24 protein-coding genes are annotated in these 26,759 nt (G+C 66.2%); 11 read left to right on the forward strand and 13 right to left on the reverse strand.

Features of this window, described 5'->3' with window-relative positions; all coding sequences use genetic code 11:
- Nucleotides 1-138: 138 nt before the first annotated feature.
- Genes IB268_RS21185 through IB268_RS21200 form a run of 4 tightly spaced genes read left to right on the forward strand, consistent with a single transcriptional unit; the run spans nucleotide 139 to nucleotide 2,650 of the window.
- The gene (locus tag IB268_RS21185; protein ID WP_054457738.1) at nucleotides 139-726 is read left to right on the forward strand and encodes a TIGR00730 family Rossman fold protein; all 588 of its coding nucleotides are present in this window, start codon (nucleotides 139-141) and stop codon (nucleotides 724-726) included.
- Between the two features lie 37 nt (nucleotides 727-763).
- Entirely contained in the window at nucleotides 764-1,330 is a 567-nt protein-coding gene (locus IB268_RS21190; protein WP_192354768.1) for a hypothetical protein, read from the forward strand.
- A gap of 49 nt (nucleotides 1,331-1,379) precedes the next feature.
- Nucleotides 1,380-2,006: an HAD hydrolase-like protein gene (locus IB268_RS21195; protein ID WP_054457740.1), complete on the forward strand. Its 627-nt coding sequence runs from the start codon at nucleotides 1,380-1,382 to the stop codon at nucleotides 2,004-2,006.
- Nucleotides 2,007-2,023: 17 nt separating this feature from the next.
- Nucleotides 2,024-2,650: a pyridoxamine 5'-phosphate oxidase family protein gene (locus IB268_RS21200; RefSeq protein WP_054457741.1), complete on the forward strand. Its 627-nt coding sequence runs from the start codon at nucleotides 2,024-2,026 to the stop codon at nucleotides 2,648-2,650.
- Between the two features lie 34 nt (nucleotides 2,651-2,684).
- On the opposite strand, the gene fmt is transcribed toward IB268_RS21200, so the two are convergent.
- A complete protein-coding gene (gene fmt / locus IB268_RS21205; RefSeq protein ID WP_192354769.1) occupies nucleotides 2,685-3,626 on the reverse strand; it encodes a methionyl-tRNA formyltransferase in 942 nt (313 codons plus the stop codon).
- Nucleotides 3,627-3,801: 175 nt separating this feature from the next.
- Entirely contained in the window at nucleotides 3,802-4,314 is a 513-nt protein-coding gene (def, locus tag IB268_RS21210; protein ID WP_054457743.1) for a peptide deformylase, read from the reverse strand.
- A 216-nt stretch (nucleotides 4,315-4,530) separates the two neighbouring features.
- On the opposite strand from def, the gene dprA reads away from it, so the two are divergent.
- The 3 genes from dprA (at nucleotide 4,531) to IB268_RS21225 (ending at nucleotide 7,146) form a co-directional block, all read left to right on the forward strand.
- The gene (gene dprA, locus IB268_RS21215; RefSeq protein ID WP_192354770.1) at nucleotides 4,531-5,643 is read left to right on the forward strand and encodes a DNA-processing protein DprA; all 1,113 of its coding nucleotides are present in this window, start codon (nucleotides 4,531-4,533) and stop codon (nucleotides 5,641-5,643) included.
- 112 nt (nucleotides 5,644-5,755) lie between these two features.
- Nucleotides 5,756-6,664, forward strand: a complete 909-nt coding sequence (locus IB268_RS21220; protein WP_192354771.1) for a hydroxymethylglutaryl-CoA lyase — start codon at nucleotides 5,756-5,758, stop codon at nucleotides 6,662-6,664.
- 8 nt (nucleotides 6,665-6,672) lie between these two features.
- The gene (locus IB268_RS21225) at nucleotides 6,673-7,146 is read left to right on the forward strand and encodes a hypothetical protein (RefSeq protein ID WP_054457790.1); all 474 of its coding nucleotides are present in this window, start codon (nucleotides 6,673-6,675) and stop codon (nucleotides 7,144-7,146) included.
- Nucleotides 7,147-7,203: 57 nt separating this feature from the next.
- Here the strand turns inward: IB268_RS21225 and IB268_RS21230 are convergent, their stop codons facing one another.
- Together IB268_RS21230 and IB268_RS21235 are read right to left on the reverse strand one after the other, a co-directional pair.
- Complete coding sequence (locus IB268_RS21230; RefSeq protein ID WP_054457746.1) at nucleotides 7,204-8,220, reverse strand: amino acid ABC transporter substrate-binding protein; 1,017 nt, start codon at nucleotides 8,218-8,220, stop codon at nucleotides 7,204-7,206.
- Between the two features lie 193 nt (nucleotides 8,221-8,413).
- The gene (locus IB268_RS21235; RefSeq protein ID WP_054457747.1) at nucleotides 8,414-9,655 is read right to left on the reverse strand and encodes a PLP-dependent aminotransferase family protein; all 1,242 of its coding nucleotides are present in this window, start codon (nucleotides 9,653-9,655) and stop codon (nucleotides 8,414-8,416) included.
- 199 nt (nucleotides 9,656-9,854) lie between these two features.
- Between IB268_RS21235 and IB268_RS21240 the strand changes: the two genes are divergently transcribed.
- Nucleotides 9,855-10,574, forward strand: coding sequence for a YggS family pyridoxal phosphate-dependent enzyme (locus IB268_RS21240; protein WP_175213034.1), 720 nt, complete (start codon nucleotides 9,855-9,857; stop codon nucleotides 10,572-10,574).
- Nucleotides 10,575-10,703: 129 nt separating this feature from the next.
- On the forward strand, nucleotides 10,704-11,672 hold the full coding sequence (locus IB268_RS21245; protein ID WP_054457749.1) for a tripartite tricarboxylate transporter substrate binding protein: 969 nt from the start codon (nucleotides 10,704-10,706) through the stop codon (nucleotides 11,670-11,672).
- A gap of 89 nt (nucleotides 11,673-11,761) precedes the next feature.
- Here the strand turns inward: IB268_RS21245 and IB268_RS21250 are convergent, their stop codons facing one another.
- Both IB268_RS21250 and IB268_RS21255 read right to left on the reverse strand, forming a co-directional pair.
- The gene (locus IB268_RS21250; RefSeq protein WP_119450193.1) at nucleotides 11,762-15,721 is read right to left on the reverse strand and encodes an FAD/FMN-binding oxidoreductase; all 3,960 of its coding nucleotides are present in this window, start codon (nucleotides 15,719-15,721) and stop codon (nucleotides 11,762-11,764) included.
- Between the two features lie 133 nt (nucleotides 15,722-15,854).
- Nucleotides 15,855-16,391, reverse strand: coding sequence for a YqaA family protein (locus IB268_RS21255; protein ID WP_054457751.1), 537 nt, complete (start codon nucleotides 16,389-16,391; stop codon nucleotides 15,855-15,857).
- 73 nt (nucleotides 16,392-16,464) lie between these two features.
- On the opposite strand from IB268_RS21255, the gene ilvA reads away from it, so the two are divergent.
- The gene (gene ilvA / locus IB268_RS21260; RefSeq protein WP_054457791.1) at nucleotides 16,465-17,973 is read left to right on the forward strand and encodes a threonine ammonia-lyase, biosynthetic; all 1,509 of its coding nucleotides are present in this window, start codon (nucleotides 16,465-16,467) and stop codon (nucleotides 17,971-17,973) included.
- A gap of 172 nt (nucleotides 17,974-18,145) precedes the next feature.
- Here ilvA and IB268_RS21265 read toward each other — a convergent pair whose 3' ends face one another.
- Nucleotides 18,146-19,258 carry a porin gene (locus IB268_RS21265; RefSeq protein WP_054457752.1) on the reverse strand — a complete coding sequence of 371 codons (1,113 nt, stop codon included), beginning with the start codon at nucleotides 19,256-19,258 and terminating at the stop codon, nucleotides 18,146-18,148.
- A 433-nt stretch (nucleotides 19,259-19,691) separates the two neighbouring features.
- Complete coding sequence (locus IB268_RS21270) at nucleotides 19,692-20,075, reverse strand: DUF4148 domain-containing protein (protein ID WP_192354772.1); 384 nt, start codon at nucleotides 20,073-20,075, stop codon at nucleotides 19,692-19,694.
- 383 nt (nucleotides 20,076-20,458) lie between these two features.
- Here IB268_RS21270 and IB268_RS21275 point away from each other — a divergent pair, with 383 nt between their 5' ends.
- Nucleotides 20,459-21,349 (forward strand): LysR family transcriptional regulator, encoded by an 891-nt coding sequence (locus IB268_RS21275; RefSeq protein ID WP_013396712.1) that lies wholly within the window; start codon nucleotides 20,459-20,461, stop codon nucleotides 21,347-21,349.
- A gap of 18 nt (nucleotides 21,350-21,367) precedes the next feature.
- Here the strand turns inward: IB268_RS21275 and IB268_RS21280 are convergent, their stop codons facing one another.
- From IB268_RS21280 to cydB, 5 genes are read right to left on the reverse strand one after another with little or no spacing between them, the layout of a single operon-like run.
- Nucleotides 21,368-21,922 carry an adenine phosphoribosyltransferase gene (locus tag IB268_RS21280; protein WP_054457754.1) on the reverse strand — a complete coding sequence of 185 codons (555 nt, stop codon included), beginning with the start codon at nucleotides 21,920-21,922 and terminating at the stop codon, nucleotides 21,368-21,370.
- Between the two features lie 54 nt (nucleotides 21,923-21,976).
- Nucleotides 21,977-23,680 (reverse strand): thiol reductant ABC exporter subunit CydC, encoded by a 1,704-nt coding sequence (cydC, locus tag IB268_RS21285; RefSeq protein WP_119450192.1) that lies wholly within the window; start codon nucleotides 23,678-23,680, stop codon nucleotides 21,977-21,979.
- Entirely contained in the window at nucleotides 23,677-25,455 is a 1,779-nt protein-coding gene (cydD, locus tag IB268_RS21290; protein WP_119450191.1) for a thiol reductant ABC exporter subunit CydD, read from the reverse strand. Before cydD ends, cydC begins: the two co-directional genes overlap by 4 nt.
- Entirely contained in the window at nucleotides 25,452-25,577 is a 126-nt protein-coding gene (gene cydX, locus IB268_RS21295; RefSeq protein WP_043546919.1) for a cytochrome bd-I oxidase subunit CydX, read from the reverse strand. Before cydX ends, cydD begins: the two co-directional genes overlap by 4 nt.
- Nucleotides 25,578-25,593: 16 nt before the next feature.
- Nucleotides 25,594-26,748 carry a cytochrome d ubiquinol oxidase subunit II gene (gene cydB, locus IB268_RS21300; RefSeq protein WP_192354773.1) on the reverse strand — a complete coding sequence of 385 codons (1,155 nt, stop codon included), beginning with the start codon at nucleotides 26,746-26,748 and terminating at the stop codon, nucleotides 25,594-25,596.
- Nucleotides 26,749-26,759 lie beyond the last annotated feature (11 nt).

Genomic DNA, 26,759 nt, shown 5'->3' on the forward strand with positions numbered 1-26,759 from the left:
CGGAACATGCTGTGTCCAAACATTGCCTGCGCCCCCCAAATTGCCCGGCGAAAACGGTTTTCGATCCTTGCGTAAACTATGGGCTTCCCGAAAACCCGTGACGCAATCTGTAACGGGATGGGCATCACCCGAAGATCTATGACTTTGAAGAACATTTGCGTGTATTGCGGCTCGAACCCGGGCGCCCGGCCGGATTACATCGAGCAGGCCCGCGTGCTGGCCCGCGAACTGGTGCGGCGCGATCTGGGGCTGGTGTATGGCGGCTCGGTCGTGGGCATCATGGGCGTGGTCGCCAATGAGGTGCTGGCCGCCGGCGGCCGCGTGATCGGCGTGATCCCCGAACTGCTGATGAAGAAGGAGCAGGCGCACCGCGGCCTGACCGAGCTGCACCTGGTGCAGAACATGCACGAGCGCAAGGCCATGATGATGGAGAAGGCCGACGGCTTCATCGCGCTGCCCGGCGGCGCGGGCACGCTGGAAGAGTTCTTCGAGGTCTGGACCTGGGCGCAGCTGAACATGCACCAGAAGCCCTGCGGCCTGTTGAACATTGCCGGCTACTACGACGCGCTGGTCCAGTTCGTGGACCATGCGGTCGAGGAAGAATTCATCCGCCCCCAGCATCGCGACATGCTGGTGGTGGAAGAGGACCCTGCTTTGCTGCTGGACCGCTACGCCATGTACGAACCGCCCAATGTCTCGAAGTGGTTCGAACAGATCAAGGCCTGAGGCCATCCATCCACCCGACCACAACGGAAGCCCCGCAATGCCCACCCATGCGTTGACTCCCGCCAGCACCGAGTCCGTCCTGCGCGACTACTTTCATGCCAAGGACGAGAACCGCCCGCACTACATGGCGCGCGCGTTCGCGCCGGACGCCGTGCTGAAGATGGCCTTGCGCACGCAGGCCATCGCCTTCCCGCCCGAGTCGCACGGCCTGGCTGCCATCATCGATACGCTGGTGCGCAAGTTCGGCCAGACCTACGACAACGTCTACACGTTCTATCTGGCGCGACCCGAGGCCGAGGCGCGCCTGCCCGCCTACCAGTGCGACTGGATCGTGGGTATGACGGAAAAGGCCACGGGCAACGTCCGTGTGGGCTGTGGCCGCTATGACTGGGAATTCCAGCCCGAGCCCTATCGCGCGAGCAACCTCGTCATCACCATCGAAACCATGGTGACGCTGCCCGCGCACGACACCGAAGCCGTGTTCGGCTGGCTGCTGGGTCTGGACTATCCCTGGACCAGCGCCGCCCGCGTCGTGGCCGGCGCGCCGCCGCTCGAGGGCCTGGCTCCCGTCGTGCACTATCTGCTGCATCCGAACGGCGCCTAGGGCCGGCACAACGCTATTTTCAGCATCAACAGGCTCAGAGACCCGCGACTTGAAATACGACATCGCCGCTTTTGATTTTGATGGAACCCTGGCGGACACCATGCCATGGTTCAACTCCATCCTGAATACGGTGGCCGACAAATATGGCTTCCGCAAGATCGACGCCTCCGAACGCGACCAGCTGCGCCATCGCGATGCCGCCGAGATCCTCAAGTTTCTGGGCATCCCGCTGTGGAAGCTGCCCGCCATCATGGCCCACGTGCGCACGCTGATGCAGGAAATCGACCCCAGCGTGCACCTGTTCGACGGCATTCCCGACGCGCTGGCGCGCCTGAAGGCGGGCGGGCTGCGGCTGGCGGTGGTCAGCTCCAACTCCATCGAGAACGTGCAGCGCGTGCTGGGCGCTGAAACCGCCGCCCTGTTCGACGACTACGAATGCGGCACCGACCTGTTCGGCAAGTCCGCCAAGATCGACCGCCTGCTCAAGCAGCATGGCACCGCCCCCGAGCGCTTCCTGCTGGTGGGCGACGAAATGCGCGACATCGACGCCGCCCGCAAGGCCGGCGTGCGTATCGGTTCCGTCGCCTGGGGTTATAACCATGTCGAGGCCCTGCGCGAACGCGGCCCCGACGAGCTGTTCCTGACCGTTGCCGACCTGCCAGCCGCGCTGGCCTGAACCTGGAACCCGCAGCCATGCATATCGATCCCGCCCATCTGGTCACCGACGCAAACGCCCTGCAGGCGCTGTATGGCGCGTCCGGCGAAGCCTCCATCAAGAAGGAGGTGGATCATGTGCATCCGCACTACCGCGCCTTCATCGAAGCGGCGCCCTTCGCGGTGCTGGCCACTGCGGGCCCCGATGGCCTGGACGCTTCGCCGCGCGGCGATCCCGCCGGCTTCGTGGTGGTAGAGGACGACAAGACGCTGCTGCTGCCGGACCGCCGCGGCAACAACCGCATCGACAGCCTGCGCAACATCCTGGCCGATCCTCGGGTCGCGCTGCTGTTTCTGGTGCCGGGCGTGGGCGAGACCCTGCGGGTCAACGGCGCGGCGCGCATCAGCGTGGACCCGGCGCTGCTGGCGCGCTTCGAGATGGACGGCAAGCTGCCGCGCTCGGTGCTGGTCGTGGACGTGCACACCGTGTACTTCCAGTGTTCGCGCGCCTTGCTGCGCTCCAAGCTATGGGATCCGGCGACACAGGTGCCGCGCACCGCGCTGCCCAGCGTGGGCCGCATCCTGTCGGACCTGACGGCGGGCACCTTCGACGGCGTCACCTACGACCGCGAATTGCCTGCCCGCGTGGCCAGCACCTTGTATTGAAGAAAGATCCCGGGGCCGCCAGGCCCCGGCGGGTTCAGGCCGGCTGCCAGCCGCGCGCGAACACGTCCACGGGCTGGCGCTTGCCGCCCGCTTTCTGCAGTTCCAACAGACGCAGCACGCCGTTGCCGGTGGCGATGTCGATGCCCGTGGCATCGGCGCGCAGCACGCTGCCTGGCGCAGCCGTCGTGGCCTGGTCCAGCGCCTGCGCGCGCCACACCTTCACCGGATCTGCCAGGCCGGGCAGGCGGATGCTGGCGCCCGGCACGGGATTGAAGGCGCGCACGCGGCGCGCCAGCAGTGCGGCTGGCTGCGAGCAATCCAGCGCGCCTTCGGCCTTGTCTAGCTTGGCGGCGTAGGTCACGCCGGCCTCGGGCTGCTTGCGCGGCGTCAGTCCGCCTTGAGCCAGCGCGTCCAACGCCGCAACGATCGCCTCCCCGCCCGCCAGCGCCAACGCATCGTGCAGTTCGGCCGCCGTGGTGTCGCCGCCGATGGGCACGCTGCGTTCCAGCAGCATGTCACCCGTATCCAGGCCCTGATCCATTTGCATGATGGTCACGCCGGTCTGCGCGTCGCCGGCTTCGATGGCGCGCTGGATGGGCGCGGCGCCGCGCCAGCGCGGCAGCAGGCTGGCATGGATGTTCAGGCAGCCCAGGCGCGGCAGGTCCAGCACCCACTGCGGCAGGATCAGGCCATAGGCCGCCACCACCATCACGTCGGGCGCCACACGCTCAAGCAGGGCCCGAGCCTCGCCGGCCTCTTCGGGATAGCGGCCGTCCAGGCGCAGGCTGCGCGGCTGGGCGACATCGATGCCGGCGTCCAGTGCCGCCTGCTTCACGGGGCTGGGCGTCAGCTTCAGCCCGCGCCCGGCCGGGCGGTCGGGCTGGGTCATGACCAGCGGGATCTCGTGGCCTGCGGCGCGCAGGGCGTCAAAGGCGATACGGGCGAATTCCGGCGTGCCGGCAAAGACTAGGCGCATGGGACGAGAAAAGAAGAATGAAATGGAACGGACGTTCAAAGAATCGCGTTGCCCGCAGCCAGGAGGCCTGGCCGATCCGGGGCGCCGCGGATCCGGCTTTGCCGGTTCGCCTGCGCCGCCCCCTGGACGGCGGCCCGCCTGAGGGGGCCCGCGCAGCGGGTAGGGGGTGAGCCCCTTACGCTCGCAACGCTTCGCGCTCGGCCTTCTTGAGCCTGGTCTTGATGCGGTTCTGCTTCAGGCTGGACAGGTATTCCACGAACACCTTGCCTTCCAGATGGTCAAGCTCGTGCTGCACGCACACGGCCAGCAGGCCGTCGGCCTCGAACTCGAAGGGCTTGCCGTCGATATCCAGCGCCTTGCAACGGATGCGGGAGGCCCGCTCGACGTCGTCATAGACGCCGGGCACGGACAGGCAACCCTCTTCGTAGATCTTGTAGTCGTCGCTGCGCCAGGTGATCTCGGGATTGATCAGCACCAGCAGCTGGTTGCTTTCCTCGGACACGTCGATCACGACGACGCGCTCATGCACGTCGACCTGGGTCGCGGCCAGCCCTACGCCCGGCGCGTCGTACATGGTTTCGGCCATGTCGCGCACCAGTTGGCGGATGCGGTCGTCGACCTCGGCGACCGGCTTGGCCTTTTTGTGCAGGCGCGGGTCCGGGTAGCGAAGAATAGGAAGTAAAGCCATTGCGGGGGAAATGCCAGTAGTCAGGTTTACATAAGAGTTTAATTCATTAGACTCTTGATTTCTAATAGTTTTCGGCTAATCCCGGGATTGGCCGGATTGCCATGTCCGCGGCGTTTCCTGGCCGCTCCGCGCCGCAAATCAATCCGCCTCGGGCCCGCGGCCCAGCGCCCCGCATGCGACACTCTCGCACCACCGACGCCCTTACGCGCCCGCACGATGCCGCTTACGCAATCCCCATCCGAACTGGCAGCCTGGCTGCGCCTGTCCCTGGAACCGAACATAGGCTCCGCCACCGCCTGCACCCTGCTCGGCGCGCTCGGCCTGCCGGAACAGATCTACGCCCAGCGCGCCACCGCCTTGTCGCGCCATCTGCCCGAGGCGCTGGCGCGGCAACTGGCCGCCCCGATGCCGCCAGAAATGGCAGCGCAGGTCGAAGGCGCGCTGGAATGGGTAGCCGCGCCCGGCCGGCACATCCTGACGCTGGCCGATCCGACTTATCCGCAAAGCCTGCTGACCATCGCCGACCCGCCCATCCTGCTCTACGTAGCGGGCGATCCCGCCTTCCTGCAGGGACCGTCGCTGGCCGTGGTGGGCGCGCGCAACGCCACGCCCGGCGGCCAGGAGAACGCCCGCGCCTTTGCGCGGCATCTGGCTGGGCATGGCTGGCGCGTCATCAGCGGGCTGGCGCTGGGCATCGACGGCGCCGCCCATGAAGGCGCGCTGGACGCCGGCCCCGATGGCGCCGGCACCGTGGCCGTCATGGGCACCGGCATAGACCGCATCTACCCCGCCAAGCATCGCGACCTGGCGCATCGCATCGCGGCGCACGGCGCACTGGTGTCGGAACTGCCACTGGGCACGGGCGCGCTGCCGCAGCACTTCCCCAAGCGCAACCGCATCGTGGCCGGGCTGGCGCGCGGGGTGCTGGTAGTGGAAGCCGCCCGCCAGAGCGGATCGCTGATCACGGCCAGGCTGGCGGCCGAAGGCGGGCGCGAGGTCTTCGCCATTCCCGGATCCATCCATTCACCGCTTTCGCGCGGCTGCCATGCGCTGATCCGCCAGGGCGCCAAGCTCGTGGAGACCGCCCGCGACATCACCGACGAATTGGGCGGCGACCCCACGCCGGCCGTGCGCGCCCAGCCCGCCGCCGCGGAGGCCTTGCCTGACCACCCGGTGCTGGACGCGCTGGGCTACGATCCGCTGCACCTGGATGCGATCCAGCCCCGCAGTGGAATGGACACCGCCGACCTGCAGACGCAACTGGTGCAACTGGAACTGCAAGGCCGCGTCGTCCAGCTGGACGACGGCCGTTACCAACGCATGAAATAGGGTTGTTCCCCCTGGACCTCCCTGCAAAACAGGGTCGGCGCTATGGCGCTAATATTGAGCAGATAGCGCCGCCCTGCCGCGCCGCCTACCCCATCCCGAGACAGGAATAGACATGGCTTTGCCCTCCCGCGTGAAGATCGTCGAGGTGTCGCCCCGCGATGGCCTGCAGAACGAAAAGGAATTCGTGCCCACCGACATCAAGGTGGAACTGGTCAACCGCTTATCCGCCGCAGGCTTCCCCAACGTGGAGGCCGCCTCGTTCGTGTCGCCCAAATGGGTGCCGCAAATGGCCGACGGCGCGGAAGTCATGGCCCGCATCGAGCGTCGTCCCGGCACCATCTATTCCGTGCTGACGCCCAACATGAAGGGCTTCGAGGGTGCGCTGGCTGCCGGGGCCGACGAAATCGTGATCTTCGGCGCGGCCAGCGAAGCTTTCTCGCAGAAGAACATCAACTGTTCCATCGCCGAATCGATCGCGCGCTTCGAGCCCGTGGTGCAGGCCGCGCGCGCCGCCGGCATCCGCGTGCGCGGCAGTATCAGCTGCGCGCTGGGCTGTCCCTATCAGGGCGAAGTACCGGTGGAAGCGGTGGTGGACGTGGCGCAGCGCTACCTGGCAATGCAGGTCGACGAGATCGACGTGGCCGACACCATAGGCGTGGGCACGCCCAGGCGCGTGCGCGAAGTGATGACCGCGGTGACGCGCGTGGCCGACCCGGCCCGCATCTCCGGCCACTTCCATGACACCTACGGGCAGGCGTTGGCCAACATCCTGGCGGCGCTGGAAACCGGCATCTCGATTTTCCACACGTCGGTGGCCGGCCTGGGCGGCTGCCCCTACGCCAAGGGCGCCACCGGCAACGTCGCCACCGAAGACGTGCTGTACATGCTGCGCGGACTGGACATCGACACCGGCGTGGATTTCGACGCCGTGGTCGATATCGGCCAGTGGATGTCGGCCCACCTGAACCGCAAGGGCGCGAGCCGCGCCGGCAACGCCATCGCCGCCAAACGGGCGGCATGACGGATCGCATGAATACTCCGGCCAGCACGCCCTCCGCCGAGGAGCACGCGGCGCTGCTGCGGACCATCGGTCCCCTGCCCTTGTCCGGCCAGGCCTGGCCCGACTGGGTCCGCATCCTGACCTGGGTCATCCTGGCAGTGCTGGGCGTGCAGGTGGTCACCACCGCCATCCGCGCGCCCTCGCAGCCCTTCGACACTTTGCTGGCCGTCGTGGTGGGACTGTGCTTCCTGGGGCTGCTGTTCGTTTCCTGGCACATGCAGACATCCATCACCACCATCGATGAACGCGGCCTGCGCCAGACCTGGTTCACGCGCCGCGAAGTCGCCTGGGAAGACGTGCGCTACGCGCGCTTCGTGCCGATGCTGTTTTCCAAGCGGCTGGTGGTGTTCACGCACCGCGGCCGGCCGATGATCTTCCAGGGCGGCACGCGCGAATTGCGCGCCGCGTTCGTGAAGATCGCGGAGTTGTACCGGCGCGGATAAAGCCATCGGGCTTCGCGCGCGGGCAATCGAGTACCCAATGCGCGAAACCCGCCGTCATCACCGTATTGGCAACGCGTACATCAGGCCGCCCTGCGTCCATTGCGCATTCAGCCCGCGCTTGATCTTCAGCGGGCTGCCCTGGCCCACGTTGCGCTCGAAGCTTTCGCCGTAATTGCCCACCTGCTTGACGATGTTGTAGGCCCATTTCTCGTCCAGCCCCAGGTTGGCGCCGCTGCCGGGCGTGACGCCCAGAATGCGCTTGATATTGGGGTTGGCGCTCTTGGCCTGCTCGTCCACGTTGGCGGACGACACGCCGTATTCCTCGGCTTCGATCATGGCCGACAACGACCAGCGCACGATGTTCAGCCAGGCATCATCGCCCTGGCGCACGAAGGGGCCGAGCGGTTCCTTGGAGATGATCTCGGGCAGCACCACGTAGTCGTCGGGGTTCTGCAGCTTGGAAATGCGAATCGAGGCCAGGCCCGAGGCGTCGGTGCTGAAGACGTCGCAACGGCCCGCGGCGAAGGCGTTGACCACCTCGTTGAAGGTCTCGATCACGACCGGCTTGTAGCTCACGTTGTTGGCGCGGGCCCAGTCGGCCAGCGTGTTTTCGTTGGACGTGCCGGTCTGCAGGCAGATGGTGGCCCCGTTGATCTCCTTGGCGCTCTTCACGCCCAGGGACTTCGGCACCAGGAAGCCCTGGCCGTCATAGAAGTTGATGCCGGCGTGGATGATGCCCAGTGCGGTATCGCGCTGCTGCGTCACCGTGGTGTTGCGCGTCAGCACGTCCACCTCGCCGGATTGCAGGGCGGTGAAGCGCTGCTGCGAATTCAGCGGCACCACCTTGATCTTGCTGGCGTCGCCGAAGACCGCTGCGGCAATCGCGCGGCACAGGTCGACGTCCAGCCCCTGCCACTTGCCTTGCGCGTCAGGCGCGGAGAAGCCCGCGAAGCCTGTGGTCGTACCGCAAGCCACGGCGCCGCGCTGGCGCACCACGTCCAGCGTGGCCGCTTGCGCGCCCTGCGCCGCTGCCGCCAGCAACGCTGCGCCGATCAACCCTTTTGCAATGTTCATGACCTCGTTTCCTGTTCTGCTTTGCGGGCGCGGGAACGCGCCGAGGCAAGAAGCTTATAGACATGAAGCGCCCAAACCAAATAACCAGCGCTTATTTAGGTATGCGCGCCCCGGCACGCAAGCGCCGGGGCGGACAGGCAGAAGAGCATAGCAACAGGCCGCACAGCGGCGCATGCGCGCCGTCAAGCCGGCATCAGGCGGCCAGCGAGATCGACACTGGTTCGTTGGCCTCGCACGCGTCCAGCGCGCGGCCCAGCCGCACCATGCCCTGGGCGATCTGGCTTTCATTCATGGTGGCGAACGACATGCGCATGGCATGCAGGTCGGCCTGCGCAGCATCCGCGTAGAACGCCTTGCCCGGCACGTAGACGACCTCGTGCTCGATGGCGTAGGGCAAGAGGCGCGTGGCGTCGATCTCGCCCGTCAGGCGGGCCCAGAAGAACATGCCGCCCTCGGGCTTGCTGAAGGTGACGCGGCCGTTGAGTTCACGGGCCAGCGATTCCGCCATGGCGTCACAGCGCAGGCCGTAGGCTGCGCGGATGCGCGGCACGTGTTCGCCGTAGCGGCCATTGGCCAGGTATTGGGCCACGACTTCCTGGATCCAGGCGGACGAGGCCATGTCGTCGGCTGCCTTGGCGCTGACGCAGCGGCGGCGGACTTCGGGCGGCGCCACCAGCCAGCCGATGCGCAGCGCCGGCGCCATGGTCTTGGACATGCTGGCCAGGTACACGGCCCAGTGGCGCGCTTCGCCCTCGGCCAGCGCGGCGATGGGCGGCACTGCTTCGCCGGCAAAGCGCAGTTCGCTGTAGGGATCGTCTTCAACGATCAGGAAGCGGTGCTTGACCGCCAGTTCCAGCAGCCGCAGGCGGCGCTCGCGCGTCAGGGTCGCGCCGCAGGGGTTGGAGAACGATGCGACCACGCAGACCATCTTGGGCTTGATGCGGCCGGCCAGTTCGTCCAGCGCGTCCACGTCGATGCCTTCGGGACCCGACTGCACCGTATGCACCGTTGCGCCGGTGTAACGCAGCGCCTGCACGGAATTCGGAAACGCGGGCGATTCGATGATGGCATGGTCGCCGGGCTGCAGCATGACGCGGGTCAGCAAAGCCAGGGCCTGCTGCGAGCCGCCGGTCACGACCAGCTCGGTATCCGCGTTGCAGATAAGGCCGCGCTCGGCCGACAGACGAGCCAGCTCGTGGCGCAGGCTGGCCTGGCCGTCGATGTTGGAATACTGCAGGCAGGCGCCCAGGCGGGCCAGGACCTGGGTCGACGCGATCGACAGGCCTTCCACGTCGAACAGTTCCTGCGCGGGATAGCCGCCCGCCAGCGAAATGGTGCCCGGCCGCATGGCATACGGCATGAGCGATCGGATGGGGGAAGCTGGGGGATTCAGGAAAGGCGTGGCGAAAGCGTATTCAGGCGCTGCGGTGGACATGGCGGGAGACTGTGTAGGTTGGATACCGTGTCGCCCGCTGGGGCGGCGCCGGATGGCATAGAACATTGAAATATAAACAAATATCTTCAAATTCTAAGCCTGCCGATCAGACAGGGTCAACGACGCGCACGGGCGCTGTGGCGAAACGATCGGGCGCAGTCCTACACTATGGGACATCCCGTTCCTACCAGAGAGCTGAATGACCGCCGTAGACACCATGGCCGGGCGCCTTGCCCAGATCCAGCAACGCATCGCCGACGCCTGCGCGCGCGCCGGCCGCAGCCCGGACAGCGTGACGCTGCTGCCCGTCAGCAAGACCTTCGGCGTGGACGCCATCCGCGAGGGCATGGCGCTGGGGCTGACCCGCTACGGCGAAAACAAGACGCAGGAAATCCGCCAGAAAGCCGCGGCGCTGGACGGCCTGGGCCTGCAATGGGTGCTGATCGGCCATCTGCAGACCAATAAGGCCCGCGACGCGGCGCGCGACGCCGCCGAAGTCCAGTCGCTGGACCGGGTGGAGCTGGCCGAAGCCCTGCACCGCCGCCTGGCCAACGAAGGCCGGACGCTGGACGTGCTGGTGCAGGTCAAGACTTCGTCCGAGCCCACCAAGTACGGCATGGACCCCGCCGACGTGCCCGCCTTCCTGCGCCGCATCACCGCCGACTTCCCGACGCTACGTGTGCAAGGCCTGATGACGCTGGCCGTGAATTCGCCGGATCCCGCCGAGGTGCGCGCCTGCTTCCGCACCCTGCGCGAGCTGCGCGACCGCCTGCGGCAGGAAAACCTGCCAGGCGTATCGCTGGACCGTCTCTCGATGGGCATGAGCGGAGACTTCGAGCTGGCGATCGAGGAAGGCTCGACCGAGGTGCGTATCGGCTCGGCGATCTTCGGCGCCCGCAGCTATCCCGATCCGCAATAAGCCGCTGAAAGCAGGGCACAAAACATCTGCCGATTGCCGGGGACGCAAGGCATAATAACGGCGCATAACAGGCCCCCCGCATACCCTGCGGCGGCGGCCCATACTCAATTCCGCACTTGGAGACACCCCATGCATAAGCACGCGAAGCGCCTGTTGGCGCTGGCCGCCCTGTCCCTGGCCGCCGGCGCGGCCTCGGCCCAATCCTGGCCCACCCAGCCGATCCGCTGGATCGTGCCCTACCCGGCCGGCGGCGGCACCGACGTCGTGGCGCGCACGGTGGCAAGCGGCCTGGAAAAGCCGCTGGGCCAGACCATCGTGGTCGAAAACCGCCCCGGCGCCGCCACCATCATCGGCGCCACCGCCATCGCCCAGGCCGAGGCCAACGGCTACATGGTCGGCACGGCCGACTCGGGCACGCTGGCCTTCAACCCGTCGCTGTACGCCAAGCTGTCCTACGATCCGTCCAAGTTCACCTACATCGGCGGCATCGCCAAGTTCCCGCTGCTGCTGGCCGTGAACGTCAATTCGCCGTTCAAGACCGTGGACGACGTGATCCAGGCCGCCAAGAAAGAGCCGGGCAAGCTGTCGGCGGCGTCCGCCGGCGCGGGTTCGCCGCATCACCTGGCGCTGGAACTCTTCAAGCAGCGTACCAACGCCAACGTGCTGCACGTGCCCTACAAGGGCGCAGCGCCCGCCGTGCAGGATCTGCTGGGCGGACAGGTGGACCTGATGTTCATCGACCTGGCCTCGGGCTTGCCCAACGTCAAGGCCGGCAAGCTGCGCGTGTTGGCCGCGGCCACTCCGGAACGCGTCGCCGCGCTGCCGGACGTGCCCACCATGGCCGAACAAGGCGTGCCCAACTTCACCGCCTATGCCTGGCAAGGCCTGGTCGGCCCGGCCGGCCTGCCGGAGCCCGTCGTCAAGAAGCTGGCCGCCGACCTGGAAGCCACGCTGAAGTCGCCCGCCGTATCGCAGAAGATCCTGGACATGGGCGTCATCCCGATGCCGATGTCCTCGCAGGAGTTCAAGGCCTACGCCGAACAGGAACGCAGCGCCTGGGCGGACGTGATCAAGAAGGCCGGCATCAAGCTGGAGTAAACCTCCGGCTCACTGCCACAGCTGAAAAAAAACCGCGGCCAGCAATGGCCGCGGTTTTTTCTTGCGCGTATCTTGCGCGGACTGCCGGCCTAGACCAGCACCCGCTCGATGCCGCCCGCGTTGGCGCGGCGCACGTACTCTTCCATCCAGCCTTCGCCCAGGATATGGCGCGCCATCTCGACCACGATGTAGTCCGCGTCCATGCCGGTGTCGCCTTCATAGCGCGACAGACCCTGCAGGCACGACGGGCAGGAGGTCAGCACCTTCACGTCGCCGGTGAAACCGTCGCTGCGCAAAGCGGCATCGCCCTTAAGCAGCTCTTCCTGCTTGCGGAAGCGCACCTGCGTGGAGATGTCCGGACGGCTCACGGCCAGCGTGCCCGATTCGCCGCAGCAGCGGTCGCTCTTGACGGCGTCGTCGCCAACCAGGGCGCGCACGGTCTTCATGGGTTCCTGCAGCTTCATGGGCGTGTGGCAGGGGTCGTGGTACATGTAGCGCACGCCCTTGGCCCCTTCCAGCTTGATGCCCTTTTCCAGCAGGTACTCGTGGATGTCGATCAGGCGGCAGCCCGGGAAGATCTTGTCGAACTCGTAGCCCGCCAACTGGTCGTAGCAAGTGCCGCAGCTGACCACCACCGTCTTGATGTCCAGGTAGTTCAGCGTGTTGGCAACGCGGTGGAACAGCACCCGGTTGTCGGTGATGATCTGCTCGGCCTTGTCCGTCATGCCGTTGCCGCGCTGGGGATAGCCGCAGCACAGGTAGCCCGGCGGCAGCACGGTCTGCACGCCCGCGTGCCACAGCATGGCCTGCGTGGCCAGGCCCACCTGCGAGAACAGGCGTTCGGAGCCGCAGCCCGGGAAGTAGAACACCGCTTCCGTGTCGGCCGTGGTGGCCTTGGGATCGCGGATGATGGGCACGTAGTTCGCGTCTTCGATGTCCAGCAGCTTGCGCGCCGCCTGCTTGGGCAGCCCGCCGGGCATCTTCTTGTTCACGAAGTGGACCACCTGCTCGCGCAGCGGCGGCTTGCCCACTGTGGCCGGAGGCGCTGCGGTCTGCTTCTTCACCAGGCCCGACAGCAGGTCATGCGCGGCGCGCTGGACCTTGTAGCCCACGCCCACCATCGCCTTGCGGGTGGCGTTGATGGTCGCCGGATCCTTGGCGTTCAGGAAGAACATGGCGCTGGCCGTGCCCGGATTGAACGACTTGCGGCCCATGCGGCGCAGCACGGCGCGCATGTTCATCGACACGTCGCCGAAGTCGATGTCGACCGGACAGGGGTTGTAGCACTTGTGGCAGACCGTGCAATGGTCGGCCACGTCCTCGAACTCTTCCCAGTGCTTGAGGCTGACGCCGCGCCGGGTCTGCTCTTCGTACAGGAAGGCTTCCACCAGCAGCGAGGTCGCCAGGATCTTGTTGCGCGGCGAATACAGCAGGTTGGCGCGCGGCACGTGAGTGGCGCACACCGGCTTGCACTTGCCGCAGCGCAGGCAGTCCTTGATGGATTCGGAGATGGCGCCGATGTCGCTTTGCTGCATGATCAGCGACTCGTGGCCCATCAGGTTGAAGCTGGGCGTCCAGGCGTGGCGCAGGTCCGCGCCCGGCATCAGCTTGCCGGCGTTGAAGTGGCCGTTGGGATCGACGCGGCGCTTGTAGTCCTGGAACGGGGCCAGTTCGGCCTCGGTCAGGAATTCATACTTGGTCAGGCCGATACCGTGCTCGCCCGAGATCACGCCGTCCAGGTCGCGGGCGATCTGCATGATGCGCTCGACGGCCTGGTGGGCCTCCTGCAGCATGCCGTAGTCGTCCGAGTTGACCGGAATATTGGTGTGCACGTTGCCGTCGCCGGCGTGCATGTGCAGCGCCACGAACACGCGGCTCTTCAACACGCGGCCATGGATGGCGATCATCTCGTCGATGATCTTCTTGTAGGCTGCGCCCGAGAACGTGCGCTGCAGGCCCGCCAGCACTTCCGTCTTCCAGGACAGGCGGATGGTGCGATCCTGCACCACGTCGAAGACGCGCGCGCCGGGCTGCGCCGCGAGGCGGTCCGACAAGGCGGGTTGCAATTCACCCAGGCCCAGGCCGTGCAGCTCGGGCAGCGCCTGCAGGAGCGGCAGGTCCAGGTTGTCCAGCAGCCACTGCCAGCGCTGCCGGACGGCGGCCACCAGTTCCAGCGCCTGGCGCGTGCGCTCGGCCAGCATTTCGGCGCGGGTCGTCTCGACGTCCGTGTCGTCGATCTTGCCGACCGGCAACGGCGTGCACAGATAGGCGTCCAGCTCGCCCAGCAGCTTGAGCTTGTTGCTGGTCGAGAGTTCGATGTTGATGCGTTCGATGTGATCGGTGTACTCGCCCATGCGCGGCAGCGGGATCACCACGTCTTCGTTGATCTTGAAGGCGTTGGTGTGGCGCGCGATGGCGGCGGTGCGCGAACGGTCCAGCCAGAACTTCTTGCGCGCTTCGGGGCTGACGGCCACAAAGCCTTCGCCGTGGCGCGTGTTGGCCAGGCGCACGACTTCGCTGGATGCCGCGGCCACGGCGTCTTCGTCGTCGCCGACGATGTCGCCGATCAGGACCATCTTGGGCAGCACGCCGCGCTTGCTCTTGGTGGCGTAGCCCACCGCGCGCAGATAGCGTTCGTCCAGGTGCTCAAGACCTGCCAGGATGGCGCCGCGGGCGCGGCCTTCGCCGTCCAGGTAGCCCTTGACCTCGACGATCGACGGGATCGCGTCGCGCGCCTGGCCGAAGAACTCCATACAGACGGTGCGCGTGTAGCGCGGCATGCGGTGCAGCACCCAGCGCGCCGACGTGATCAGGCCGTCGCAGCCTTCCTTCTGGATGCCGGGCAGGCCAGCCAGGAACTTGTCGGTGACGTCCTTGCCCAGGCCTTCCTTGCGGAACACGCGGCCCTGGATTTCCAGGGTTTCGGTCTTCAGCAGGCGCTCGCCCGGCTTGCCGCGGCCGTCGAACCACTTGAGCTCGAAGCGCGCCACGTCCACGTCATGGATCTTGCCCATGTTGTGGTCGAGGCGGCTGACTTCCAGCCAGTTGCCGTTCGGGTCGACCATGCGCCACCAGGCCAGGTTGTCCAGCGCGGTGCCCCACAGCACGGCCTTCTTGCCGCCCGCGTTCATGGCGATGTTGCCGCCCACGCAGGAAGCCTCGGCCGAGGTCGGGTCGACGGCGAACACGAAGCCCGCGGCCTCGGCGGCCTCGGAAACGCGCTTGGTCACCACACCGGCGCCGGCATGGATGACCGCCACGGGCTCGGTCAGCCCGGGCAGCAGACAGGACTCGACCTTGCCCAGCTTGTCGAACTTTTCGGTGTTGATCACCGCCGACTTCCAGGTCAGCGGAATGGCGCCGCCGGTATAACCGGTGCCGCCGCCTCGCGGGATGATGGTCAGCCCCAGTTCAATACAGGCTGTGACCAGCGCGGCGATCTCGTCTTCCGAGTCCGGCGTCAGCACCACGAAGGGGTATTCCACGCGCCAGTCGGTGGCGTCGGTCACGTGCGAGACGCGCGACAGGCCGTCGAACTTGATGTTGTCGCGGGCGGTGATGCGGCCCAGCACCTTCTGCGCCTGCTTGCGCATCATGGCGGTCTGGTCGAATTCGCCCTCGAATGCGGCGATGGCGGAGCGCGCCCGCGCCAGCAGTCCGACGACCTTCTCGTCGCGGTGCGGATCATGGCCGGCCTCGGCGGGCACGTCCGGTTCGCGGCGACGGTCGATTTCGCCCAGGCGGTGATGCAGGGCTTCGATGAGCTGCTTGCGGCGCTTGGGGTTGTCGAGCAGGTCGTCCTGCAGATAAGGGTTGCGGCGCACCACCCAGATGTCGCCCAGCACCTCGTACAGCATGCGCGCGGAACGGCCGGTGCGGCGTTCGCCGCGCAGGTCGCTCAGCAGACTCCAGGCGTCGTCGCCCAGCAAGCGGCCGACAATCTCGCGGTCGGAAAACGACGTGTAGTTGTACGGGATTTCGCGCAAGCGCGCGGGTGCTGCGGGCGGCATCGCCCCGTTCAAGATGTGGCTAGCGAGTGGGGCGTTCATGGCTGCAAGAAGGGGGCCCTTAAAAAATTATTTTATGCCATAGGCCGAGTCTGGCCCCTAATACCCCTAGGGAAGCGCTCGAAACTCGGAAATGAGAGGGGCGGTGCGTCCCCAATTAAGTGCAATCCTGGCGCTAGATCTGCCCGGGGAAAAACCACAGCAGTCCGGCCGTCATGACCAGATAGCGCAGGAATTTGCCGATGGCCATGTAGACCACGCAAGGCCAGAACGACAGCCGCAGCCACCCTGCCACGGCGCACAGCGGATCGCCCACTGCGGGCAGCCAGGACAGCAGCAGCGCCGGCGGCCCCATGCGGTGGATCCAGTCATGGGCCCGCTCGTTCCAGCGGCCGCGCATGCGTCCGCCTTCGGTCGCGTCAGGATGCGGATGGGGGTGGTGTTCCTTCCAGCGCTGCACGGCGCGCTCGGCGCCCAGGCCCATGGCATAGCTGATGGCGCCGCCCACGGTATTGCCCGCGGTCGCCACCAGGATGGCCGGCCAGAACATGTCCGGCGCCAGCTTGATGTAGCCGAACACGGCGGGTTCCGAACCCAAGGGCAGCAGGGTCGCGGACACCAGCGAGACCGTGAAGATCGCGGACAGGCCGACCGAGGGCAGCGACAGCACCCCCAGCATCCAATGCACAGCGGATAACAGACTTTCTTCCATAGTGGGGCGAGTGTAGCCGCGCGCGGGTGCATAATCTGCCCCACCTTCCTACTTCTTGCCCCGCCCGCTGTCCATGTCCACTGACTATCTGAAACGCATCCTGACCTCCAAGGTTTACGACGTAGCGGTCGAATCGCCGCTGGAGACGGCGCCGCTGCTGTCGCAGCGGATCTCGAACACGGTGCTGCTCAAGCGCGAAGATACCCAGGCGGTGTTCAGCTTCAAGCTGCGCGGGGCTTACAACAAGATGGCCAACCTGAGCCCGGCCGCGCGCAACCGCGGCGTCATCGCGGCCTCGGCGGGCAACCACGCCCAGGGTGTGGCGCTGGCCGCCAGCCGGCTGGGCTGCCGCGCCGTCATCGTCATGCCCACCACCAGCCCGCAAGTGAAGATCGACGCGGTGCGCCGCCTGGGCGGCGAAGTCGTGCTGGCCGGCGAGAGCTTTTCCGACGCCTACGCGCACGCGCAGATCCTGGAAAAGAAAGAGAAGCTGACCTTCGTCCACCCCTTCGACGACCCTGACGTGATCGCCGGCCAGGGCACCGTGGGCATGGAGATCCTGCGCCAGCATCCCGGCCCGATCGACGCCATCTTCGTGGCCATCGGCGGCGGCGGGCTGATCGCGGGCGTGGCCGCCTACATCAAGCAGCTGCGCCCGGAAATCAAGATCATCGGCGTGCAGACGGAAGATTCCGACGCCATGCTGCGCAGCGTGCGCGCGGGCCGCCGCGTGCAGTTGAACGATGTGGGGCTGTTCTCGGACGGCACGGCGGTCAAGATGGTGGGCGCGGAGACCTTCAAGCTCACGCGCCAGTACGTGGACGACTTCGTGGTGGTCAACACCGATGCGATTTGCGCAGCCATCAAGGACGTGTTCCAGGACACGCGCAGCGTGCTGGAGCCGGCTGGCGCGATGGCGGTCGCGGGCGCCAAGCAGTACGCGGCCGAACACAATCTGAAGGGCAAGACGCTGGTGGCGATCGCCTGCGGCGCCAACATGAATTTTGACCGGCTGCGCTTCGTATCCGAACGCGCCGAGGTCGGCGAAATGCGCGAAGCCGTGTTCGCCGTCACCATGCCGGAGCAGCGCGGCAGCTTCCGCCGTTTCTGTGAACTGGTGGGCGAGCGCAGCGTGACCGAGTTCAACTACCGCATCTCCGACGCGGACCGCGCACACGTCTTCGTCGGCATCCAGGTGTCCTCGGCGTCCGAACCCGACAAGATCGCCGCAAACTTCCGCCGCCACGGCTTTGACACGCTGGACCTGACCCACGACGAAATGGCCAAGACCCACCTGCGCCATATGGTGGGCGGACGCTCGGCGTTGGCGCGCAACGAACTGCTGTACCGCTTTGAATTCCCGGAACGCCCGGGCGCGCTGATGCGTTTTCTGAACGCCATGAATCCGGACTGGAACATCAGCCTGTTCCATTACCGCAACCAGGGCGCGGATTATGGCCGCATCCTGATCGGCATCCAGGTGCCGCCCGCCGACAAGAAGCAGTTCCGCAGCTTCGTCGCGGAACTGGGCTATCCCCACTGGAACGAGACCGACAATCCGGCCTACAAGCTGTTCCTCTAAATCCACGCCCTTCACGCGGGCGCATAAAAAACGAGAGGGCCTCCTTGCGGAGGCCCTTCCCTTCCCTGCTCTACAAACGTCCGGCGGCAACCAGTGGGGGGGTTCGCTGTCACTCGGCGGCCCACGGAGATGAGCCGCGCATTCAGCAAGGTCTTGCCGGACGTCCTAGCGCTTAGAAACGGTGACGCACACCCACGGCGACTGCCGTGTCGGTCGCATCGCGCTGGAACGCGTAGTTGTCGCCGTAGGAGGCGTACGCGTACAGGTTGGTGCGCTTGGTGAAGTCGTAGGTGTAGCCCAAGCTGTAGACGTTGAACGTTGCGTCGTCGCCCGTCAGCTTGTCGTTGCTGGCGGTCGCGCGCTGCCACGAACCGAAGACCGCGTGGCGGCCCAGCGGCACGGTCGCGCCGATCATGTACGAATTGGCGCGGAAGCCGTCGGCCAGCTTGAACGTGCCCAGGTTCTGCATGCCAGCGGGCGTGGTGCCCATGTTCTGGCCGACGAACCAGCCGTCGCGGGTCTGGCCGAATGCCGCCGCAACCTTCACGACTTCGAAGTCGTACGAACCGCCCAGGATGTATTCCTGGATGCGGGCTTCGGACTTGCCGCCGGTCTGGCCGTTGGACGGATTGAAGCGGTCATACGCCGCAGCCAGGTTCAACGGGCCGTTGACGTATTGCACGCCCGCGGTCAGCACGCGGTTGTTGTTGCCAGTCTGGAAGCCGGTCTGCGAGGTGTCGCTGACGGCGTCATCGGCGCTGAAGGAGTAACCCACGCCCACCTTGAAGCCGCCCATGCTGGGGGTCTGGTACAGGACCATGTTGTCCAGGCGCATCGTGTTGGCGCTACCGAACGTGGTACCCATGTTGGCGGTGTTGTAGCTGATCGAGAACGGGTCGATCGAACCGAAGTACTTGGAAGCCAGGTTGGTCTGGCGGCCGAATTCCAGGCGGCCCCAGGTATCGCTGTCCAGGCCCACGGTGGCCTGGCGGCCCCACAGGCGACCGTTCTGCAGCGACTTGCCGTTCATGGGGCCGAAGCCGCCTTCCAGCGTGAACACCGCGCGCAGGCCGTCGCCCAGATCTTCGGTACCGCGCAGGCCAAAACGCGAGCCGCTGCTCACGCCCTGCACGCCGCCGAAACGGCTTTGCGAATTGCCGTCGAACTTGACCTTCTCGTAGCCGATACCGGCGTCGATCAAGCCGTACAGCGTCACGGAGTCTGCGGCTTGCGCAACGCCGGCAAAACCAGCCAGCAGCGCGACAGCCAATAGCGTCTTCTTCATATAAGTCCCCAAAATGGCGAGATGAAAGGCAAACCGCAAACCCACCGCGCACAGAGCTGGGAGTCTGCGTGCCGCTGCGAACAAGTTAGCGGCGCATGCACTGAAGCCAGTGTCCAGCCTGCGCCAATTCGAAGTAACCCGGATTTCGAAGAACTACTTTCCATGGTTGGGATAATCACGGCCCTCTTACTAGCTACCCTCTTTGGAAACCTGCGTTAACGTGTTGATATCAAATGCGAATTAAGGCTCGCAAAAAATCAAACAAGCCTCAGACATTCTCCTGCCGCGCCTGACCGGCCAACAAGACTTGTTGGCTGATTCGTACAATTCTGATGCGCAAACGCGACACTATTTGGCAAGCGCGGCCGTGCGCACCGCGCAGAAAAAAGCCCCTCGGCGTCCGTAGGGGCTTTTTCCTTGGTAGCGGGGCGACTTAACGGCCTTGGGGCGGATAGTCCAGTTCACCGAAGCTGTACTCGCCGCGCGCCTTGGCTTCAGCCAGTTCCTGGCGCACTTGTTCGCGGCTCTTGCCGGCGGTTTGCGACACGGCGGCTTTGGGCGGGTAGTCCAGTTCAGCAGAGGTCACCTGGCCAGCGACCTTGGCGCTTTGCAGTTCCTGCTGGACTTGTTCACGCGACAGGCTGGTGCGCTCGACGGTGGCGGGCGGGTAGTCCAGTTCACCAAACGTGACCTGGCCGGCGGCCTTGGCGGCTTGCAGTTCCTGCTGGACCTGTTCACGCGTCTTGCCATCGGCGTGAGCGGCGGACATACCCACCAACGTTGCGGTAACCATGAGTGCGGTAGCTAGGGCTTTCATTGAGATGACTCCATCCTAAACCTTGCACATCGTCTTCTGCCAGGCTGGCAGGTGCGATATGACAATTTGATTGCTGGGACGAAGTATCTGGCGATTGCAGCCTAGTAAAAACCCTTATTTTGGGGAACATATTTGCACAGATGGGACAATTACGGGATGTTATCGCCAGAATCTGCGCATTTTCTGCACAGTTCCCCATACCATCCAGCGACGGCAAGACTTGCCAGCATTCAGCGGGAAGCAAGCTAGGTAAGAGAACATATGCAGCTGATCGGGTGGATGCGCCGTTCAGCGTGGGGAAATAGACATTTCTACTGGCGGGACAATTATTCCATTTATCATATGAATCCACCCAGAAATGGAATTAAATCGTGAGAGCCCCCATGGATATCCAGCTTAACGACATCGCTCTGTTTGTCGAAGTCGCCAAGCGCAAGAACTTCAGCCACGCGGCCGAAGCCTTGAATATTCCCACGTCCACGCTCTCGCGCCGCGTCAGCGAACTGGAGCGCAGCATCGGCATGCGGCTGCTCAACCGCAGCACGCGCAAGATCGACCTGACCGAGGCCGGCGCCATCTACTTCGAACGCTGCCGTCATATCGTGGAAGAAGCGCGCATTGCGCACGATCAGTTGCTGGACATGGCGGTGCAACCCAAGGGACGCCTGCGTATCTCGCTGCCCACCAGCCTGGCGCAGCTGTTCCTGCCCGCCGTCATCAGCGAATTCCGCGAGCAGCATCCGGATATCGAATGCGACTTCGATCTGAGCATGCGCCCGATCGACCCCATCAGCAATCCGTTCGACCTGATCCTGCGCTTTGGCCAGCAGCCGGACTCCAGCCTGATCTCGCGCAAGATCGTGCTGATGGCCCATCAGCTATATGCCTCTCCCGAGTACCTGGCCCGCCACGGCGAGCCTCGGGTGCCCGCGGATCTCAGCCATCACGAATGTCTGCGCCCCACCATGCGCGAGGAGTCATCCTTCTGGATGCTGCATTCGGGCGACAAGGTGGAACGCGTACAAGTGTCGGGACGCCTGTCGGCCAACAACGTCGGCATGCTCGGACGGCTGGCCGGACAAGGCCTGGGCATCACGCCGCTGCTGGTCTTTGACGCGATGGAACGCGCCATCAAGCAAGCGGGCCTGGTGCGGGTGCTGCCGGAGTGGAGCCTGACGCCCCTGCCGCTCTTCGCGCTGCTGCCTTCGCGCATGCTGCCGGCGAAGACCAAGGCTTTCCTGGATTTCATACAACCCAGGTTGTCGGACGCTTGAGCGGCGGTTGTTGATGAGTTACGCGGGCGTGTCGGCGCTGTACTGACAGACGGTGTAGAGCGGCGTGCCGGTGGCGGCGACCTTGGCGGAACCGCCCAGGTCGGGCAGATCGATGATGGCGGCCGCCTCGACCACGTTGGCGCCCAGGCGCTGCAGCAGCTTGATGGCGGCCAGCATGGTGCCGCCGGTGGCGATCAGGTCGTCCACCAGCAGGACGCGCTGGCCGGTGCGCACGGAGTCCGTGTGCATTTCAACCGACGCGTTGCCGTACTCGAGCGAGTACTCCTCGGCCACGGTGCGGAACGGCAGCTTGCCCTTCTTGCGCACCGGCACAAAGCCCAGATTGAGTTCGTAAGCCAGCACGCTGCCCACGATGAAGCCGCGCGCATCCACGCCAGCCACCAGGTCCAGGCGCTGGCGCATATAGCGATAGACGAAGAGATCGATAAGCACCCGGAACGCGCGCGGATCCTGCAGCACGGGCGTGATGTCGCGAAAAATGACACCGGGTTGGGGCCAGTCTGGAACGCTGCGGATGGTGCGCCGGATGTACTCGGCGTTGTCGGTCTGCATGGAAGACGGCCCTGAAGAATTGAAGCAAGGCGAACTATAACCTCGCAACAGCGCTTAAGCCAGGGTTGCCGTCCGCGATGACAATTCACATTGCTGTAGCCGGCCGCCCTGCAGTGCGTAGCGGCGATCGACCGCCCCTGCGGGCAACGCAGCGTGGGTGGCCAGCACCACGGCGCGTCCCCGCAAGGCGCCCGCCAGATCGCTGAAGAATGCCGCTTCGGCCTCGACGTCCAGACCGGCAGTGGGTTCGTCCAGCACGATGACCGCAGCTGGCGACAACAGCGCACGCGCCAGGCACAAGCGGCGCGCCTGTCCCGCCGACAGCTGCGACCCAGTCTCCCCCGCCCAGGTGTCCAGGCCATCGGGCAGGCCACGCACGAAGTCGCCCAGCCGCGCAGCGTCCAGCGCGCGCCACAAGGCGGCGTCGTCCGCCTCGGGATCGCCGATGAGCAGATTGGTGCGCAGGGTTCCCAGGAACACGGGAGCGTCCTGCGACAGCAGCGCGATGCGCCGGTGCCAATCCGCCTGCGTACAGGCGCGCGCGTCGCAGCCGCCGAAACGCACCTGTCCCGCCTGCGGGTCTTCCAGACGAAGGAGCAGGTGCAACAGTGTCGACTTGCCCGCGCCGCTGGGTCCCACGATGGCGATCCGTTCGCCAGGCGCCACGCGCAGGCTTACGCCGGCCAGCACGGGCGGACTCGCGGCCGCTCCCCGGGCGGGATAGGCAAAGCGCACGCCGTCCAGCTCCAGCGCGCCGCTCTCGGGCAAGGCCCGGGGCGTCGTCGGATCCTGCATGTCCGGCTCGCTTTGCGTGACTTCACGGATGCGTCCGGCCGCCGAGATGGCCGAGCCCATGCGCGATGCGCCCCGCATGATCGGGCCGGCCACTTCGAAAATGCCGATGACCGCCAGCAACAATCCGGCCAGCGTGGGACCTTCCATGCGCCCCATCTCCAGCGTGTCCAGGCCGAACCAGAGCAAGGCCAGCACCGATGCGCCGGCGGCGGCCTGCAGGAAAAACTGTCCCCGCGCAGCCACCCGCGCCTGGCTGCGGCGGGCGAGCGCACTGGCGTCGCACAGACGTTCGAAATGCGCGGCCGTCTGCGCCTGCGCGTGCAAGGCCACCATGTCGGCATGCCCATCCACCGCGTCCAGCGTCGCGGCGCGCAGTCCCGCCGCGCTCTCCTGGGCCGCCGCGCCAGGTTTGCGCGCGGCGCGCAGCAGCCACAAGGGCACCAGCACGCATGCGACCAGCAAGGCCAGGGCCAGCGCCAGTGCGGCGGCGGGCACCCACGATCCCAACACCGCGGTCAACACCGCTCCCGCCAGGATGGCGGTGATCAAGGGCGCCAGCACAAACAGGAAGACCGTATCGAGCGCGTCGACGTCGCCCGTCATGCGCGCCACCAGATCGCCGTCGCGATAGCGCGCCAATTGCCGCGGCGTAAGCCGGATCAAGGCCGAGAACACTTTGGCGCGCAGGTCCGCCAGCAGGCGCAGCGTGGCGGAATGGCCCACTACGCGGTCGGCGTAACGCGCCACGATGCGCAGGAACGACAAACCCCGCACCAGCGCCGAAGGCGCAAACAGATTGAACGCGCCGCCCGCCCCCGCCAGCGCCGCGCCGGTCAGGAACCAGCCCGACACGCCCAGCAGGCCCACGCCGGCCGCCACGGTGGCCAGCGCGCAGAACAATGCGAGTAAAAGCCCGCTTTTACGGCGCACATAGAGCGGCAGGAGCAACAACAGATTCTTCATGCGTCTTCCACTTTTCCGCCAACCACCTGCAACGTCCTGCCCAGCCGGGCCGCCACCGCGGGCGCGTGCGTTGCCAGCAACAAGGTACGGCCGGCCGAGAATTCCAGGATCGCGTCCAGCACGCGCGCCTGCGTGCCTTCGTCCAGATGCGCCGTGGGTTCGTCCAGCAGGATCAAGCCCGGATCGCGCAGGAATAGACGCGCCAGCGCGACGCGCTGCGCCTGGCCGCCGGACAGGCCGTGCCCGCGGCCGCCCAGTTGCGTCGCCAGCCCTTGCGGCAGGGCCTCGGCGAACTCCAGCACGCAGGCGCGGCGCGCGGCCGTCTGCACTTCGGCATCGGAAGCCTCCGGACGCCCCAGGCGAATGTTGTCGGCGATGGATCCCGTCAGCAGCTGCGGCTTCTGCCCAATCAGCGCCACGCGCTGGCGCAGTGCCGCCTCGCCCCAATCCGGCAAGGGCACGCCGTCGATGCGGATATCGCCTTGAAACGGCCGCAGGCGCGCAATCGCCTCGATCAGGGAGGATTTGCCGATGCCGCTGGGCCCCATCAGCGCGGCATGCTCGCCGGGCGCCAAGGTCAGGCCAGCGTCCGCCAGTACCGCCTGGCTGCGGCCTGGCGCGTCAAGGTTCAAACCCGCGATGGCCAGGGCGGCGCCGGGGCCGCGGCTTTTGGAAACGCGTCCCGGGCCTGCGGCGGCCTTGCCTGCGCCAGGCGCTCCATCGGTTGCAGCATCGCCAGCCTGCGGCAAGCCATCGAACAGCAGGGAGATCTGCGAAACTGCCGCAAGCGCGGCCGCGCGATCGTGATAGTGCGCCGCGAACTGGCGCAACGGTGCATAGACCTCCGGCGCCATCAGCAGACAGAACAGCCCTGCCTGCAGAGTGAGCGGCGACCAGCGCAGATCCAGGAATCCCAGATAGGTCAATCCGATGTAGACCGCCACCCCGGCCACGCCCAGCGCCGCGAAGAACTCCAGCACCGCCGATGAAAGAAACGCGATGCGCAGCACCGACATCGTGCGTTGGCGCAGCGCGTCGCTGGCCGCCACGACGGACTCGGCTTCAGCCTCGGCGCGGCCATAGAGCTTCAGGGTGGACAGACCGCGCAGCCGATCGGCAAAGAAGCCCGACAAGCGCGCAAAGGCGCGCAGGTGCCGGCGGCTTGCGCCCTGGGCGCCCCAGCCCACCAGGGCCATGAACAAGGGAATCAACGGCGCCGTGATCAGCAGGACCAGTCCGGCAATCACGTCCATCGGCAGCAGCACCACCGAAAAAGCGACCGGCAGCATGGCGGCCGCGGCCATGGCGGGCAGATACTTGGCAAAGAACCCGTCCAGGGCCTCGACCTGGTCCACCACTGCGCTCGCCAGTTCTCCAGACGCCTGCCCCCGGCTCCAGTACGGCCCCTTCTGCACCAAACGCCGGAAAAGCGACAGCCTCACGTAGCGCTTGATGCGCTCGGCCGCGTCCGCGCCCGCGCGCTCGCCCGCCCAGGTGATGCAGGCGCGCACCAGCATGAGCCCTGCGATAGCCAGGATGTCGCCCAGCAGCTCCTGCCGGGGCGCCTGCCTGACGATGGCCGCGTCGAGCACGCTGGCCAGCAACCAGGCCTGCACCACCAGCAAGGCGCCGCTGACCAGAGGCGCGGCGCCCGCCAGCATCAGCGGCAGCCTGGCCGTCTTGGCGAGCGCCATCAACCACCGCGACTGTTCGCGCGGCGGTTTGTTCAGGGTGGCCGAGGGATCGTGCTCGAGGCTGCTGGCGCCGCCGCTCACTCGTCGTCGCGGCTGGCGCGCGGATCATGGGTATGACCCTCGCGCAGCTCGAACCACATTGCATTGAGGATGGCGAAGGCGCACGCCAGGCCCAGACCGAGTATCCACGAGAAATACCACATGGTGGAGGCTCCTTTATCAGTATGAGTTGGGCGTGTCGCCGACCGACTCATGGGTGACCTTGCCGCGCATGACGCGGTAGACCCAAGCGGTGTAGACGGTCACGATGGGCAGGAAGATGGCGACCGCGATCACCATGATCCATAGCGTCAAGTGGCTGGAGGATCCGTCCCAAATGGTCAGGCCGGCCTGCGGCTTGGTCGACGAGGGCATGATGAACGGGAAGAGCGAAAAGCCCACCGTCAGGATCACGCCAGCGATCGACACCGACGACGCCAGGAACGCCAGCACGTTGGCGCGCACGCTAAGCAGCAGCGCCACCAGGACGGCGCCGCCCACGCCCAGCGCGGGCGCGATCCACATCAGCGGCCATTTCGCGTAGTTGGCCATCCAGGCGCCGTTTTGCACCGTCACGGCCTTGAGCATCGGGTCCGACGGACCGGCCATGTCCACCGCGCTGGTGATCACGTGGCCAGGCAAGCCGCTTGCCACCCAGAAGCCGCCCGCTGCGAACAGCGCCGCGGTCAGCAAGGCGCACAGCCTACCCCAGTTGCGGGCGCGCGACGAGATCGGGTCTTCCGTGCGCCAGGCCAGCAACACGGCGCCGTGCATGGCCAGCATCACCACGCTGAGCACGCCGGCCAACAACGCGAACGGCATGAACAACTGGTAGAAGTGGCCTTCATAGATCGGACGCAAGGTCACCGGATCGAACGTGAACGGCACGCCCAGGATGATGTTGCCCATGGCCACGCCGAACACCAGCGAGGCCACCACGCCCGAGAAACAGAGCACGCCGTCCCAGCGGTTGCGCCAGCTGGTGCCTTCCATCTTGCTGCGGTACTTGAAGCCGACCGGCCGCAGGATCAGCGCGATCAGCACCAGCATCATCGCCAGATAGAACCCGGAGAACGACGCGGCGTACAGCAAGGGCCATGCCGCGAAAATGGCGCCGCCCGCGGTGATGAGCCAGACCTGGTTGCCTTCCCAGACCGGTCCCACCACGTTGATCACCACCCGGCGCTCGACGTCGGTCTTGGCGACCACCGGCAGCAGCGCGGCCACGCCCAGGTCAAAGCCGTCCATGACGGCGAAGCCGATGAGCAACGCGCCCAGCAGCACCCACCAGACCACGCGCAGCGTGCCGTAGTCGAAAGGAATAAGAGTATCCATCGCTGTCTCTC

It is taken from the genome of Achromobacter sp. ACM01 (assembly GCF_014851745.1).
GTDB lineage: Bacteria > Pseudomonadota > Gammaproteobacteria > Burkholderiales > Burkholderiaceae_B > Achromobacter > Achromobacter aegrifaciens.

What these genes read in the sequence shown, in the direction of transcription:
- IB268_RS21185 (WP_054457738.1), top strand. Translation starts at nt 139, where the DNA reads ATGACTTTGAAGAACATTTGCGTGTATTGCGGCTCGAACCCGGGCGCC.
- IB268_RS21190 (WP_192354768.1), top strand. Translation starts at nt 764, where the DNA reads ATGCCCACCCATGCGTTGACTCCCGCCAGCACCGAGTCCGTCCTGCGC.
- IB268_RS21200 (WP_054457741.1), top strand. Translation starts at nt 2,024, where the DNA reads ATGCATATCGATCCCGCCCATCTGGTCACCGACGCAAACGCCCTGCAG.
- fmt (WP_192354769.1), bottom strand. Translation starts at nt 3,626, where the DNA reads ATGCGCCTAGTCTTTGCCGGCACGCCGGAATTCGCCCGTATCGCCTTT.
- def (WP_054457743.1), bottom strand. Translation starts at nt 4,314, where the DNA reads ATGGCTTTACTTCCTATTCTTCGCTACCCGGACCCGCGCCTGCACAAA.
- dprA (WP_192354770.1), top strand. Translation starts at nt 4,531, where the DNA reads ATGCCGCTTACGCAATCCCCATCCGAACTGGCAGCCTGGCTGCGCCTG.
- IB268_RS21220 (WP_192354771.1), top strand. Translation starts at nt 5,756, where the DNA reads ATGGCTTTGCCCTCCCGCGTGAAGATCGTCGAGGTGTCGCCCCGCGAT.
- IB268_RS21225 (WP_054457790.1), top strand. Translation starts at nt 6,673, where the DNA reads ATGAATACTCCGGCCAGCACGCCCTCCGCCGAGGAGCACGCGGCGCTG.
- IB268_RS21230 (WP_054457746.1), bottom strand. Translation starts at nt 8,220, where the DNA reads ATGAACATTGCAAAAGGGTTGATCGGCGCAGCGTTGCTGGCGGCAGCG.
- IB268_RS21235 (WP_054457747.1), bottom strand. Translation starts at nt 9,655, where the DNA reads ATGTCCACCGCAGCGCCTGAATACGCTTTCGCCACGCCTTTCCTGAAT.
- IB268_RS21240 (WP_175213034.1), top strand. Translation starts at nt 9,855, where the DNA reads ATGACCGCCGTAGACACCATGGCCGGGCGCCTTGCCCAGATCCAGCAA.
- IB268_RS21245 (WP_054457749.1), top strand. Translation starts at nt 10,704, where the DNA reads ATGCATAAGCACGCGAAGCGCCTGTTGGCGCTGGCCGCCCTGTCCCTG.
- IB268_RS21250 (WP_119450193.1), bottom strand. Translation starts at nt 15,721, where the DNA reads ATGAACGCCCCACTCGCTAGCCACATCTTGAACGGGGCGATGCCGCCC.
- IB268_RS21255 (WP_054457751.1), bottom strand. Translation starts at nt 16,391, where the DNA reads ATGGAAGAAAGTCTGTTATCCGCTGTGCATTGGATGCTGGGGGTGCTG.
- ilvA (WP_054457791.1), top strand. Translation starts at nt 16,465, where the DNA reads ATGTCCACTGACTATCTGAAACGCATCCTGACCTCCAAGGTTTACGAC.
- IB268_RS21265 (WP_054457752.1), bottom strand. Translation starts at nt 19,258, where the DNA reads ATGAAGAAGACGCTATTGGCTGTCGCGCTGCTGGCTGGTTTTGCCGGC.
- IB268_RS21270 (WP_192354772.1), bottom strand. Translation starts at nt 20,075, where the DNA reads ATGAAAGCCCTAGCTACCGCACTCATGGTTACCGCAACGTTGGTGGGT.
- IB268_RS21275 (WP_013396712.1), top strand. Translation starts at nt 20,459, where the DNA reads ATGGATATCCAGCTTAACGACATCGCTCTGTTTGTCGAAGTCGCCAAG.
- IB268_RS21280 (WP_054457754.1), bottom strand. Translation starts at nt 21,922, where the DNA reads ATGCAGACCGACAACGCCGAGTACATCCGGCGCACCATCCGCAGCGTT.
- cydC (WP_119450192.1), bottom strand. Translation starts at nt 23,680, where the DNA reads ATGAAGAATCTGTTGTTGCTCCTGCCGCTCTATGTGCGCCGTAAAAGC.
- cydX (WP_043546919.1), bottom strand. Translation starts at nt 25,577, where the DNA reads ATGTGGTATTTCTCGTGGATACTCGGTCTGGGCCTGGCGTGCGCCTTC.
- cydB (WP_192354773.1), bottom strand. Translation starts at nt 26,748, where the DNA reads ATGGATACTCTTATTCCTTTCGACTACGGCACGCTGCGCGTGGTCTGG.